Below are 12,715 nucleotides of genomic sequence, written 5' to 3'. Positions count from 1 at the left end.
TGCGAGCGTAGGGGCGTGAGGCCACCGGATGCGGCCGCGTAAGGGTTCCGTAAGACCTTTGCCGTCCTCAGGCCGATGACGCGCGGAAGCCCCGCCTCTCTGTCACCCGGACTCTCTTACGAGAGTCTGACGCGAGCATCGTTCCGCATCGGCACACCGCTCCCTCTGGCCACTCTGGTGCCGTCCACAGCCGTGGACCGCACTTGGCAGCCACAGAGGAACGGGACGTGACCATGCACAGCAGCCCCAGGGACCACCGCCGCACGGGTCGGCCCGCCGGGATACGCGGCGGGCACCGGGCGAAGTCCAGGACACGGCGCATCGTGATCGGCGGCGGGGCCCTCGCCTCCGCGGCGGCGATCACCGTGGCCGTGACCGTGGCCTCGGCAAGCCAGTACTCCGAGAGCACTGCCGGGGCCGACCACGCCGTCTTCGTTCAGGGCAACGAGCTGGACGGCAACACCATTCATGTGTTCGCGCGGGACGACGACGGCAGGCTGAGTCCCTCGGGGACCTACGCGACCGGCGGCGAGGGCGGCGACCAGGTCGACGCGCCCACTGACTCGCTCGCCTCCCAGGGCTCGCTCGTCTACGACGACACTTCAGGCATGCTGCTGGCCGTCAACGCGGGCAGCGGCACGGTGACCTCCTTCCGCGTCGAGGGACAGCAGCTGAAGGACCGGCGCGTCGTGGACTCCGGCGGCGAGTTCCCCGCCAGTGTCGCGGTGCACGGCACGATCGCGTACGTCATGAACGCGGGCGGCGAGGGCAGCGTCCAGGGCTTCAAGATCACCAGCAAGGGGCTGAAGCCGCTGAAGGGGTCCCATCGTTCCCTGGGCCTGGACAACGAGGACGTACCGCTGTTCTCCAGCTCGCCCGGCGAGGTCGAGTTCACCCCGGACGGCCGCAACCTGGTCGTCACCACCAAGTCCAACAACACGGTCGAGGTCTTCCCGATGAAACGGAACGGCCTCCCGGCCGTCGCCGAACCGGTCATCAACAAGTCCGCGGGAGGCGTGCCCTTCGCGATCAGCTTCGACAAGGCGGGCAAGCGCATGCTGGTCGCCGAGGCCGAGAAGTCCACCGTCACCACGTACCAGGTGAAGCACGACGGCAAGCTGAAGGTCGTTCAGGAGCCGCTGGCCAACGGCCAGGAGACCCTGTGCTGGCTGGAGCGCGCGGGCAACTACTTCTACGGCGGCAACACCGGCAACTCCACGGTCACCGGCTACCGCATGGACAAGCGAGGCAAGTTGGCCCTGACCAACGAGGTGGGCATCGCCACCCCGCCCTCAGCCAACTCGCAGGGTGTGATCGACCTCGCCGTGACCGAGGACGAGAAGTTCGTCTACGTCCAGAACGCCGTCTCCGGCACCGTCGACGGCTTCCGCGTCGAAGCCGACGGCGCCCTCACCAAGGTCACGACAGCCGACGGCCTGCCCGCCTTCGACGAGTCCGGAATGGAGGGCATCGCCGCCGTCTGACACGGAGACGACCGTCGCGGAGGGCCCTTTCGAGGCACGGAGGAGTTCCGCGGCGGTCCGGAGGAATCGGCAAGCCATGGCTTCAGCAGGATGCCCGAGAGCCATACTTGCCATGCGGGGACCATCCCGTGAGGGCTCGACACGGGAAAGGCGGCAGTCCGGTGAGCAGCGACAGCCAGGGCATGGGGAAGGCCGAGGTGCGGCTCAAGTGGGACCCGAGTCCCTGGAATCGGCAACCTCATCATCTCGACATCATCGCCGCGACCTACTCGGCGGACGACTTCTATGGGCAGCCGGTGTACGTCGTCCACTACGACAGCCGCTCACCGGACGGCACCATCAACATGAGCCGGCACAGCCAGACCGGTCAGGGCTTCGGCTACGTCGAAACGATGACCCTGGAGCTCGATCGCCTCGCGTCCTCCTTCTCACGGGTGGTCGTGGGCGTGGCGATCCACCAGAACAGCGGTCCCAAGACCTTCGGTGACATATCGAACGCCGGAGTTCTGGTCGTCGAGGGCTACAAGGAACTGTTGCAGAACGACTTTGCGCAGATCGCCGGTTCCACCGCCGGGACGGTCGCGGAGTTCACCAGGGATGCCGCCGGAGCGTGGGAGTTCCACGAGATGATCCGAGGGTTCGACAGCGATCCTGTGCTCTTCACCGCGGAGATGGGCAGCGCCGCGCGGCCCTGACCGGGACGGAACAGGTGGAGCCTGGACGGCGGTCCTGCCTTCACCGTGGGAATCACAGGCGCGGCTTGATCTCGAACCGAGGTCCCAGGTGAACGGCCTCACCCTGGTGGTCCTGCTGCGCTTGGCTCAGCGCCTGGAAGACCTGCTCATCATGAGAGAGCGCTCCTTGCCGTGTGCTGGTTCTCGGGCCACCGTGTCGCTTCAGCGGTCCAGCTCTTCCTCCACCGGCGCCTTGGCCACCTCGCGCAGGTGCTGCGACAGGCCCGGCTTGCCACCTTGGCGGGCCTGTTCGGCGCGTTGGGCCGGGCTGTGCCCCAGGTCCGAGTCGGGGTCGGTCCGTGTGGAATGGACGATGTCGTCGCCTGAGGCGGGCCGTGCCGAAGGCAGGGGTGGGCCCCGGAGCCGACGTGAATCGGTTCCGGGGCCCGTTCTGCTTCACATTCAGTGTTCAGCGGCCGGTGTACTGGAAGATGTAGAGCCCGTAGTCGCGGTCGGAGGCGGCGACGTACTCCCTTCCGAAGTGTTTGAAGGCCTGGACGCCCCAGAAGTTGCTGCCGTCCTCGTCGATGAAGCGGCCGACCTCGACGAGCTTGTCGTGCTTGACCTTCGCGACTCGGAAGCCGCCCGCGTAGTAGGAGAAGTACGCGAGGTCGGGCCGCACCTGGGAGGTGGCAACCTCGTGGATCGACAGGTCACCGAAGCCGGAGGCGTACTCCGGGTCGTGCGCCTCGTCGATGGCGTAGGTGTCCAGCTCGGTCATCTTCCCGCGCTCGTTGCGGTACAGGTGCACGTAGCCCCAGCCGTCGAAGAAGGAGGAGAAGGTGAGCCGGTCGCCCTTGGTGCCGATGTCCACCGGCAGGGTGGCCGGGCCGGTTCCGGCTAGGCAGGCGTCGTTGTCGTAGGGCTGGTCGAAGACGGCGAAGCCCTGGCCGCGCGGGGAGACGCCAAAGGTGGGCAGGTTGCCCTCGGCGATCATGCCGGCCTGGCTGTCGCAGGCGTCGGTGCCGGTGCGGTTGACGACGAGGACGGCGTCGTAGCCGCCGGCCGCCTCGATGTTGGCGACCTTCTCGCTGTAGGTGCACACGCCGCCTTCGACGTGGGAGCCACGTTCGACGACGGCGATGTCCATGGCGGCGGGGTCGCCCGGAGGGACGGCCGGGCCACCATGGCAAGCGAGGCCGACGTACGTGGTGCCGCCGGTGACGGTCTGCTCTTCTTTCAGAGCGATGCCCTGTGTGGCGTTGACGGTGGTGTCGTCGTCGGTGTTGCGGGCCGAGACCTGGTACGGGGCGAAGTCCTCGTCGGAGGCGATGACAAAGCGGTTGTCGAGGGTGAACTCGGCCTGGTGGGCGTTGCCTTCGGGCGCCACGTCGAGTCCGCTCTCGGCGGCCTCGGGGTCGGGGTCGGTGAAGTCGGTGTCGCCGAGGTACGTGATGTTCTTCGGGTCGGTCACGTCGACGGCTATGTAGCCGCCGTCCCAGTACGAGGCCAGCAGCACCTGGCGGCCGCGGATCTTCTTGACCACCATGTCGTGGAGGAAGATCTCCCCCAGGTTCTCCGGCGCCGCCTGCACGATCTGCGGGAACGTCTCCGTCAGGTCGTACTCCGCGACGAGTCGCGGCTTCGCCGGATCGGTGATGTCCATGATGTCGGTGTCGGCGGCTTCCTGGTTGTCGACGATCATGGCGTACGCCTTGTCGCCGGCGTCCCAGGCGAAGACGCTGTGGATGTCGTTGGCCTTCTCGGACTGCTCGCCGCCCAGGGTGAAGTCGCCGACGCCCTCGGCCAGCACTTTGGGCTTGGCGGGATCGGTGACGTCGTAGAGGTTCATGCCGCCGACGCCGCCGTCACCGCAGACCTCGTTGTTGCTGACGAGGACGTCGCCGGTGAAGGCGGGCGTGGACAGGCGGACGGTCTGGATGCCCTCGCCGGGAGCACTGCCGACCGGAGCCGGGATGAAGCCGGCGACCTTCGGCTTGCTGGGCTTGCGGATGTCGACGACGTGTACGCCGGTGTTGTCGCAGCCCACGCCGCCCCAGGAGGCGAGGTAGGCGTATCCCTTGTAGACGTCGACGTCGGCGATCTTGCCTTCGGTGACGTTCGGCAGCTTCAGCTTGCTGATGAGGCGGACGTTCTTGTCGGTGGCCGGGAGGTGCCCCTCCTCGCCGCCGTGCTGGTGGTCGTGGTCATGGGCGGCGCCGTTGTCGACAGCGTCGTCCGCGGCGGGGACGCCGTGTCCGTACGCGGTGCCGGCGAGGCCGGTGACAGCGAGGGCGATCGCTGTGACGAGGCTGGTGGCGGCCCGTCTGTGGCCGTTGTGCATGGATCCTCCACTCGGGACTGGTCAGTCCCCCGAGGCGTGTGCCGGTTCGAACGACCGGCAACGGCAAGGTACTTGATGCTTCAAGCGAGTGCCCGGTCTTCAATGTGCCTGTATCGCAGGGAAGTTGAGGAGACAACGTGCAGGAGAGTCCCGGGAAACATCGAAAACCGATCCTGGCCTCGTACCCCAACAGGGATGAAGGTCATGGACCACAAGGCGACGCTGCACTGCCTGACGGGGTGCGCCATCGGCGAGATCCTCGGATGGTCATCGGCACCGCCCTGCTGCGGGGCAATGTGCCGACCATGGCCCTCGCGATCACGCTCGCCTTCGTGTTCGGCTACTCGTTCACGCTGTTCGCCGTGCGCCGGGCCGGCCCGGACTTCAAGACCGCGATCAGGGTGGCCCTCGCCGCCGACACCACCTTTCCGACGGGCTGTTCTGGTCCGCCCTCCTGGGCGGGTCGCGGTCGCCTTCCTGATCACCACGCCCGTGAACAAGTGGATGATCGGCCGCGGCAAGGGCCACGCGGTCGTCCACGCCTACCACTGACAAGCCGCCGCCCGAGCAGCACGCGGGTCAGGGCGCCCTGGAGGAAGCAGCAGGTACGGAGCGTTCAGCCGGAGGCTGCCGTCGTCGGCCTGGTTGTCGTCGTGGAACAGCGCGGCCGGGCGGCCCGCGCTTGGTCCCAGCGGCCGCGTGCACGCGTGCGGGCTCGCCCCCCAGCGGGTCGGGGACGGGGCCTGTGGCGGGTCGTCCAGGTGGGCGAGGACAGTGGGGCGATCCGGCCCATCACACCGTCAGGCGTCCAGGAAGGCACGGCGATCACTCCCCCGGGACGGCAGACCCGGACCACGTCCCCCACGACGAACCGCGCCGAGCCCGCCAGTCCGGGGCCTCGCGTGTGCGGGTTGCGGCGACCCGCAGCAGGCCGGGCTCTGCCATGAGCCGAGCCGACGGGTAGACCCTCTGCCGCTGCCGCCCCTGGCTACTCAGCGACCTCGTCCAGGAGCTCGGGGCCGTTGTTGTGGACGTTGTTGACGGCGGTGGAGACGGGCCGGGCCCGCAGGTGGCCGTTCGCCGGCTGGGTCAGCAGTGCGCGCAGTTCGTCCGGGTCCTGGTGGTGGGGGTCGAGCCAGGCGCCGTAGTGATCGGGCGTGAGGGCGAGTGGCATGCGGGGGTGGACGCGGCCGGCCGCGTCGGTGGCCTCGGTGGTGAGGACGGTGCAGGTCATCAGCCAGGCGGCGGGGTCGTCGTCCCGCTTCACCGCCGGGTCGCGCCAGTATTCGTACAGCCCGGCGAGCGCCATCACCTGCTCGTCGTCGGGATGGATGAAGTAGGGCTGCTTGCGGGCCTTGCCCCTGCCCCTGCCCCTGCCCTTGATCTGCTGCCACTCGTAGAAGCCGTCGGCCGGCAGCAGGCAGCGGTGCTTGACGAACGCGCGGCGGAAGGCGGGCTTGTCGTGCACGGTCTCGACGCGTGCGTTGATCATCCGGGAGCCGATCTTCGTGTCCTTCGCCCAGGACGGCACCAGGCCCCAGCGCAGCGGCCGCAGCTCCCTGCGCACCGACGCGGCCTCCTGCTTGTCGCGCGGGGTGCGCTCGAGGACGGCCCACACGTCGTCGGTCGGGGCGACGTTCCAGTTCGGCTCCAGTTCCTCCTCCGGGCGCCATTCGGTGACCCGGAACAGCTGAACCAGGTCCTCCGGGCTACGGGTGGAGACGTACCGGCCGCACATACCGCCACTGTGCCACCGGAGGCGCCGGGGCGGCACGCCGTCGGATGCGTGTCATGGGGCAACCACTCTCACCACCCTGGCCGTGCTCTGCCTCGTGGCGTTTCCTGCGGCTGGACTGGCTGATGTGGTTCGCCGCCCGCTCCCCCGCGCACGCCGCGCCCTGGCTCCCGGCCTTCCTCGTCGCCCTCCTCGACGGGCGCCTGGTGGGACCGGACGCTCGTGGGCGACTACCTTCCGCCCGTCACCAAGGCGCCCGCCACCGCCGTACGGAAACAACAGGCAGAAAACGGAATTTCTTGACAATTCAGGGCGTTAGTTCTTATTCACTTCTTAGGACGCAGATGGAGGAGAGGACCATGGCACGTGCAGTGGGAATCGACCTCGGCACGACGAACTCGGTGGTCTGCGTGCTGGAGGGCGGGGAGCCGACCGTCGTCACCAACACGGAGGGCTCGCGGACGACCCCGTCGGTGGTCGCCTTCGCCAAGAGCGGCGAAGTGCTGGTCGGTGAGGTGGCCAAGCGCCAGGCCGTCACCAACGTGGAGCGCACCGTGCGCTCCGTCAAGCGCCACGTGGGCGAGGCTCAGTGGCACTTCCCGGAGACGGGAAGCATCGACGGCAAGCGGTACACCGCCCAGGAGATCTCCGCACGGGTGCTGCAGAAGCTCAAGCGGGACGCGGAGGCGTACCTGGGCGAGGACGTCCACGAGGCGGTCATCACCGTACCGGCGTACTTCAACGACTCCCAGCGCACGGCGACCAAGGAGGCCGGGGAGATCGCCGGCCTGAAGGTGCTGCGCATCATCAACGAGCCGACGGCCGCGGCCCTGGCCTACGGGCTGGACAAGGAGAACGACCAGACCATCCTCGTCTTCGACCTGGGCGGCGGCACCTTCGACGTGTCGCTCCTCGAGATCGGCGAGGGCGTGGTCGAGGTCAAGGCCACCAACGGCGACACGCACCTGGGCGGTGACGACTGGGACCAGCGGATCGTCGATCACCTCGCCAAGCAGTTCAAGAACAACTACGGCGTGGACCTGACCAAGGACAAGATGGCGGTGCAGCGGCTGCGGGAGGCCGCCGAACGGGCGAAGATCGAGCTGTCGTCGTCCACCGAGACCACGGTGAACCTGCCCTACATCACCGCGTCCGCCGAGGGTCCGCTGCACCTGGAGGAGAAGCTCACCCGGGCCCAGTTCCAGCAGTTGACCGCGGACCTGCTGGAGCGCTGCAAGGGCCCCTTCCACCAGGCCGTCAAGGACGCCAGGATCAAGCTGGCCGACATCAACCACGTGATCCTGGTGGGCGGTTCGACCCGCATGCCTGCCGTCACGGAGCTGGTGAAGGAGCTGACCGGCAAGGACCCGCACAAGGGCGTCAACCCGGACGAGGTCGTGGCCGTGGGCGCCGCCCTGCAGGCCGGTGTCCTCAAGGGCGAGGTCAAGGACGTCCTGCTGCTCGACGTCACCCCGCTGTCCCTCGGCATCGAGACCAAGGGCGGCATCATGACGAAGCTGATCGAGCGCAATACGACGATCCCGACCAGGCGTTCGGAGATCTTCACGACGGCCGAGGACAACCAGCCGTCCGTGCAGATCCAGGTCTACCAGGGCGAGCGCGAGATCGCGGCGTACAACAAGAGGCTCGGGATGTTCGAGCTGACCGGTCTGCCCCCGGCGCCGCGCGGCGTCCCGCAGATCGAGGTCTCCTTCGACATCGACGCCAACGGCATCATGCACGTCACCGCGAAGGACCTCGGCACGGGCCGGGAGCAGCGCATGACGGTCACCGGCGGCTCCGCCCTGCCGAAGCAGGACATCGACCGCATGATGCGCGAGGCCGACCAGCACGCCGAGGAGGACCGGCGCCGGCGGGAGGCCGCCGAGACCCGCAACCAGGCCGAGCAGGTCGCCTACCAGACCGAGCGGCTGCTCGCCGACAACGCCGACAAGATCCCCACGGACGTGAAGGGCGAGGTCGAGAGCGCGCTGTCGGAGCTCAAGGAGACCCTCAAGGCCCAGCCGGCCGACGGCGACAACACGGCTGCCCTGCGCCAGGCGACGGAGAAGGTGATGGCGGCGGCCCAGAAGGTCGGCACCGCCATGTACGCCCAGGCACAGGGTCAGCAGACCGCCGCCGGCGGCGGTGCGGGCGGCACCGCGGCAGGTGACACTGGCCAGGAGGACGAGGACGTCGTCGACGCGGAGATCGTCGATGACGACAAGCGGCAGGAGGGTGCCGGATGAGCCGTCCCGGCGGGACCCACCGACCTGGCGAACATCCGCTGACGATCGTCCGGAGCGAGGACCGGCGGAAGACGGAGGGGACCCTGGAGCCGCGGCGACGCGGCGACATCGAGTCCGCCCCGCAGGCCGCGGCGGCCCCCTCCGAGACCGATCTGCTGCGGAACCTGCTGCGCGAGCGGACGGCGGACCTGCAGCGGCTGAAGTCCGAGTACGACAACTACCGCAAACGGGTCCGCCGCGACCGCCGCTCGGTCGGCGAGATAGCGGTGGCCAACGTGCTCGCCGGTCTCCTCCCCGTGCTCGACGCGCTGGACGAGGCCCGCAAGCACGGTGAGGTCACCGGCGGTTTCCAGCAGGTCGCCGACGTACTGGAGACCGAACTCACGACGCTGGGCCTGGAAACCGTCGGCACTCCGGGAGACCCTTTCGACCCGGCCCTGCACGAGGCCGTCTCCTGCACCCGCGCCGACCACGTCGACCGGCCCACCTGCACCACGATCCTCCGCCCCGGCTACCGAGTCGGCGACCAGTTGCTTCGGCCCGCGCAGGCAGAGGTCACCGAGCCGCCGGCCGACTAGCCTCCCTGTCCATGCGAATGTGACGCGGCTCCTATGCGAGCTTTGCCCAGTGTGCGGAGGATGTGGCTTTCAGCCTGTCGCCCGGTCGGCGGGCTCGCGGGAAGGAAGTCCGCCCATGTCCGAGCATGTGCACGTCCGCATCAACAAGGGTCCGGGAGTCACCGAGAGCGGTGAGCTCGTGGAGCACTTCTCCTGCCGCTGTGGGGCCACCTGGACGAGGACCTACCAGGTCCGGGACGAGGATTCCGAGTAGGAAACAGACGGCGGGGACGGCCGATGGGGTGAATCGCGCCGGGTCGCGGTGTCGTCTGTGCCGGGTGGGGCGGACAAGGGCGGGTAGCGTGCCACCGCCGCAGGCGTCGGCCGTGATCGAAGGAGAGGCATGCTGTGAGGAAGTCCCCGCTCGACCGGACCGCCGGTCTGCCTCATGGCGCCGCGCCCGCATACCCACCCGCCCGGCCGGTGGAAGGATCGCCGGACAACCTGGACCGAGGTGCCGGTGAGGCGACGGCGGAACAGATGGTCGGCATGATCTGGACCTCCGCCATCCTGGCTCGGCATCGTTCACGAGGTTGACGGCACCCGTCGCGCGTCGCGGGACCCTCTCATGGCTTCCACACCTCCGGTCCTCCCCCGTGCCACTCGATGAGCCCCGACTCGGCGACGTCCACCTCGTCCCAGTTCGGCAGACCGGCGTTCCGCAGGAGCGTGGTCAGGTCGTGCAGGCTGTACGCGGTGCCGAGAATTTCTCCGTCGACGTCCACCTGGCGGCCTCCGGTCTCGGACGGCGGGAAAACGATCACACGGCGCTCAGACATGACTCCAGCCTGACCCGCGGTCCACGGCATCTGCATCCTGACCGCCGCCACCCGTAGGCAAGACGTCCCTGATGGCGACCGCCGAATGCGCGATGAAGGCATCGGCGCGATGCTGGTACCGGAGGGACGCAAGCGAGACACGCGCGGCGCGGATCGTTGCAACAGGAGGTCGGCGAGCAGCTGCGCCGCGTCGCCACCGCCCCGGACCAGCCGGACACCGGTGTGCGGATGGAGTACCGGGAGTTCCTCGACCGCGTCGCCCAGCGCGCGGGCGCCGACCGGATTCTCTTCGCCGGAAGTACCGGCAGCGTCACCTGAGGAAGAACGGAGGAACCGGCGATGGAGGAGCACTTCGTCTGGGTGACCACGCGCCGCCTTCGGGCGGACACCCTGGAGGAGTTCGAGAGGGCATGGCAGCCGCCCTCCCACCCGAGGGGTATGAGCCGCGCCTTCGCGTACTGGTCCGAGGACGGACAGGAAATCACCGGGGTGTCGTTCTGGGACTCCAAGGAGGCATGCGACTCCTGGCGGGCCTCCGAGCCGGAGGCGCAGCGGCGCGCGAGCATGGCCCCGTACGTCGCCGAGGAGCGGGAAGCCTTCTACCGCGGGCGTGAACTCGCCATCCCTCAGCGGTAGCCGCGGCGAGCAGGGCCGCGGCTACGACTGCGGCCCCCTGCCCCTACTCGCACGGCGGCGCAGGCCCGCCGGATGGCGGGTGCCTCACTTGTTGGGGTCGGCGGCGCTGATGTCGCCGAGCGCCGATTGCGGGTCGCGGTCGACGGCGAGGTCGCCCAGCGAGACGACGCCCACCGGCCGGTCCTCCTCCTCCACGACCGGCAGCCGGCGGATCGCCCGCTCCCGCATCAGCTGGATCGCGCGGTCCACGTCGTCGTCCGGAGAGACGGTGATCATCTCCGCGCTGCAGACCTCCCGCACCGGTTTGCTGCTGATGTCGGCTCCCTCGGCAAGGGCCCGCACCACCAGGTCCCTGTCGGTGACCACACCGCGCAGGTGGTCTTCTTCGATGACCAGTACGTCACCGATGTTCTCGTCCCGCATACGGCGCGCGACCTCGACCAGCGGCGTCTGCGGCGATACCGCCACAGGGTCTCTCGTCATGACTTCCCGAACCTGCTGAGCCATCGGATCCTCCTTCACCCGGACTTCGCGGAATCCCCCCAGCGGTTTCGGTCCCGGACCGAGTACCCGGCCGACCGTGCCGCTCACCTGGATGGGTCCCGGTTCCTGGGGCTCTCGGCGCTACAGCACAGGACGGCGGACTTATCGTGTTTAGAGCACAGCTCCTACCGTGCTGCTCCTGCCGTCCGCGGGAGGGCGACATGAAAGTCGAACTGGTCCAGCAGGCCGCCAACGCACTGTTCGACGTTCCGGACAGCGTGCACGAGGAGATCATCACGCTCATCGAGGCCGTGGCCGAGGACCCGATGATCCAGGTCCCGGATCTGGCCGCGGCGTTCGGTGAATGGTGCTGGCTCGTGTACACCATCCACGGTGACGTGGTCGAAGTGCTGGACGTCGGCTGCGCGCGATGACGTCGGCCGAGCATGGGACCGACCTATGCGGATACTCGTGGAGTCGGTGAGTGACTGACGTCTGCATCGGAAGCGGTTGAGTATGGCGGTCGTACCCAAGCCCGGCATTCGGACGGCGGCGGCGGACAACGACGCCCGTACGGGGGCGGCTGCGGAACCCCTCGTGTCGCCGGTCAGCTCACACAACGAGTGGGACCCGCTGGAGGAGATCATCGTCGGGCGACTCGACGGCGCGACGATTCCCTCCGACCATCCGGTCGTGACCTGCAACATCCCGCCGTGGGCTGCGCGCGGGCAGGGGCTCGCCGCCGGCTTCAGGTACCCGCGCAGGCTGATCGATCCGGCGCGGCACGAGCTCGACGAGTTCATCGCGCTCCTGCGGTCCCTCGGCGTCACGGTCAGACGCCCGGACCCGGTCGACCACAGGAGACGCTTCGGCACCCCCGACTGGTCGTCGCGCGGTTTCTGCAACACCTGCCCGCGCGACAGCATGCTCGTGATCGGCGACGAGATCATCGAGACCCCGATGGCATGGCCGTGCCGGTACTTCGAGACCCACTCCTATCGCTCGATCCTGAAGGACTACTTCCGGCGCGGCGCGCGCTGGACGGCGGCGCCGAAACCCCAGCTCACCGACGAACTGTTCGAGGCGGATTTCCGTGTCCCCGAGGCCTGTGAGCCCATGCGCTACATCCTCACCGAGTTCGAGCCGGTGTTCGACGCGGCGGATTTCGTACGCGCGGGACGCGACCTGTTCGTGACGCGGAGCAACGTCACCAACCAGATGGGCATCGACTGGTTGCGCCGCCATCTCGGACCCGGCTATCGCATCCACGAGATCGAGAGCCGCTGCCGTACGCCGATGCACATCGACACGACGTTCGTCCTGCTCTCGCCCGGCAAGGTGCTGGTCAATCCCGAATACGTCGACGTCGACCGCCTGCCCGAGGTCCTGCGTTCGTGGGACGTCCTCGTCGCCCCCGAGCCCAACCCGATCGACGAGCGCCTGCTCAAGATCACCTCGATGTGCGGCAAGTGGCTCAACATGAACGTTCTGATGATCGACGAGAAACGGGTGATCGCGGAGCGGCATCACACCGGCATGCTGCGCGCGCTCGAAAAATGGGGGTTCGAGCCGATCCCGTGCGACCTGCTGCACTACGCGCCGTTCGGCGGATCGTTCCACTGCGCGACACTCGACGTCCGGCGCCGCGGCACGCTCGAGTCGTATGTCGATTGAGGGCGGCGCGTTGAGCACCCTCTCGACGGGACAACTCGGT

At 68.5% G+C, this 12,715-nt stretch carries 13 protein-coding genes and 1 pseudogene; 10 read left to right on the top strand and 4 right to left on the bottom strand.

Annotated elements, in window-relative coordinates; translation table 11 throughout:
* Positions 1-233 precede the first annotated feature (233 nt).
* Together ABT063_RS35465 and ABT063_RS35460 are read left to right on the top strand one after the other, a co-directional pair.
* Positions 234-1,484, top strand: coding sequence for a lactonase family protein (locus tag ABT063_RS35465; protein WP_351064273.1), 1,251 nt, complete (start codon positions 234-236; stop codon positions 1,482-1,484).
* Between the two features lie 161 nt (positions 1,485-1,645).
* Complete coding sequence (locus ABT063_RS35460) at positions 1,646-2,179, top strand: TerD family protein (RefSeq protein ID WP_351064231.1); 534 nt, start codon at positions 1,646-1,648, stop codon at positions 2,177-2,179.
* A gap of 448 nt (positions 2,180-2,627) precedes the next feature.
* Here the strand turns inward: ABT063_RS35460 and ABT063_RS35455 are convergent, their stop codons facing one another.
* Positions 2,628-4,502, bottom strand: a complete 1,875-nt coding sequence (locus tag ABT063_RS35455; protein ID WP_351064229.1) for an LVIVD repeat-containing protein — start codon at positions 4,500-4,502, stop codon at positions 2,628-2,630.
* A gap of 195 nt (positions 4,503-4,697) precedes the next feature.
* Between ABT063_RS35455 and ABT063_RS35450 the strand changes: the two are divergent.
* Positions 4,698-5,054 (top strand): annotated as a pseudogene (locus ABT063_RS35450) (DUF4396 domain-containing protein).
* Positions 5,055-5,490: 436 nt separating this feature from the next.
* Here the strand turns inward: ABT063_RS35450 and ABT063_RS35445 are convergent.
* Positions 5,491-6,240 (bottom strand): SOS response-associated peptidase, encoded by a 750-nt coding sequence (locus tag ABT063_RS35445; RefSeq protein ID WP_351064227.1) that lies wholly within the window; start codon positions 6,238-6,240, stop codon positions 5,491-5,493.
* Positions 6,241-6,596: 356 nt separating this feature from the next.
* Between ABT063_RS35445 and dnaK the strand changes: the two genes are divergently transcribed.
* The 3 genes from dnaK (at position 6,597) to ABT063_RS35430 (ending at position 9,317) form a co-directional block, all read left to right on the top strand.
* On the top strand, positions 6,597-8,486 hold the full coding sequence (gene dnaK / locus ABT063_RS35440) for a molecular chaperone DnaK (protein WP_351064226.1): 1,890 nt from the start codon (positions 6,597-6,599) through the stop codon (positions 8,484-8,486).
* Positions 8,483-9,064 carry a nucleotide exchange factor GrpE gene (grpE, locus tag ABT063_RS35435; protein WP_351064224.1) on the top strand — a complete coding sequence of 194 codons (582 nt, stop codon included), beginning with the start codon at positions 8,483-8,485 and terminating at the stop codon, positions 9,062-9,064. Before dnaK ends, grpE begins: the two co-directional genes overlap by 4 nt.
* A gap of 115 nt (positions 9,065-9,179) precedes the next feature.
* Positions 9,180-9,317 (top strand): hypothetical protein, encoded by a 138-nt coding sequence (locus tag ABT063_RS35430; RefSeq protein WP_351064222.1) that lies wholly within the window; start codon positions 9,180-9,182, stop codon positions 9,315-9,317.
* A 352-nt stretch (positions 9,318-9,669) separates the two neighbouring features.
* Here ABT063_RS35430 and ABT063_RS35425 read toward each other — a convergent pair whose 3' ends face one another.
* Entirely contained in the window at positions 9,670-9,882 is a 213-nt protein-coding gene (locus tag ABT063_RS35425; protein WP_351064220.1) for a hypothetical protein, read from the bottom strand.
* Positions 9,883-10,038: 156 nt separating this feature from the next.
* On the opposite strand from ABT063_RS35425, the gene ABT063_RS35420 reads away from it, so the two are divergent.
* Together ABT063_RS35420 and ABT063_RS35415 are read left to right on the top strand one after the other, a co-directional pair.
* Positions 10,039-10,200 carry a hypothetical protein gene (locus ABT063_RS35420; RefSeq protein WP_351064219.1) on the top strand — a complete coding sequence of 54 codons (162 nt, stop codon included), beginning with the start codon at positions 10,039-10,041 and terminating at the stop codon, positions 10,198-10,200.
* Between the two features lie 21 nt (positions 10,201-10,221).
* Entirely contained in the window at positions 10,222-10,518 is a 297-nt protein-coding gene (locus tag ABT063_RS35415; RefSeq protein WP_351064217.1) for a hypothetical protein, read from the top strand.
* Positions 10,519-10,602: 84 nt separating this feature from the next.
* Here ABT063_RS35415 and ABT063_RS35410 read toward each other — a convergent pair whose 3' ends face one another.
* Entirely contained in the window at positions 10,603-11,025 is a 423-nt protein-coding gene (locus tag ABT063_RS35410) for a CBS domain-containing protein (RefSeq protein WP_351064215.1), read from the bottom strand.
* A gap of 197 nt (positions 11,026-11,222) precedes the next feature.
* Here ABT063_RS35410 and ABT063_RS35405 point away from each other — a divergent pair, with 197 nt between their 5' ends.
* Together ABT063_RS35405 and ABT063_RS35400 are read left to right on the top strand one after the other, a co-directional pair.
* Positions 11,223-11,435: a hypothetical protein gene (locus ABT063_RS35405; RefSeq protein WP_351064213.1), complete on the top strand. Its 213-nt coding sequence runs from the start codon at positions 11,223-11,225 to the stop codon at positions 11,433-11,435.
* An 82-nt stretch (positions 11,436-11,517) separates the two neighbouring features.
* Positions 11,518-12,675, top strand: a complete 1,158-nt coding sequence (locus ABT063_RS35400; RefSeq protein ID WP_351064211.1) for an amidinotransferase — start codon at positions 11,518-11,520, stop codon at positions 12,673-12,675.
* The last annotated feature ends 40 nt before the right edge of the window (positions 12,676-12,715 follow it).

Source organism: Streptomyces sp. NPDC002838 (assembly GCF_040295365.1).
Lineage (GTDB): Bacteria > Actinomycetota > Actinomycetes > Streptomycetales > Streptomycetaceae > Streptomyces.
This window is presented reverse-complemented; position numbering and strand designations above follow the sequence as displayed.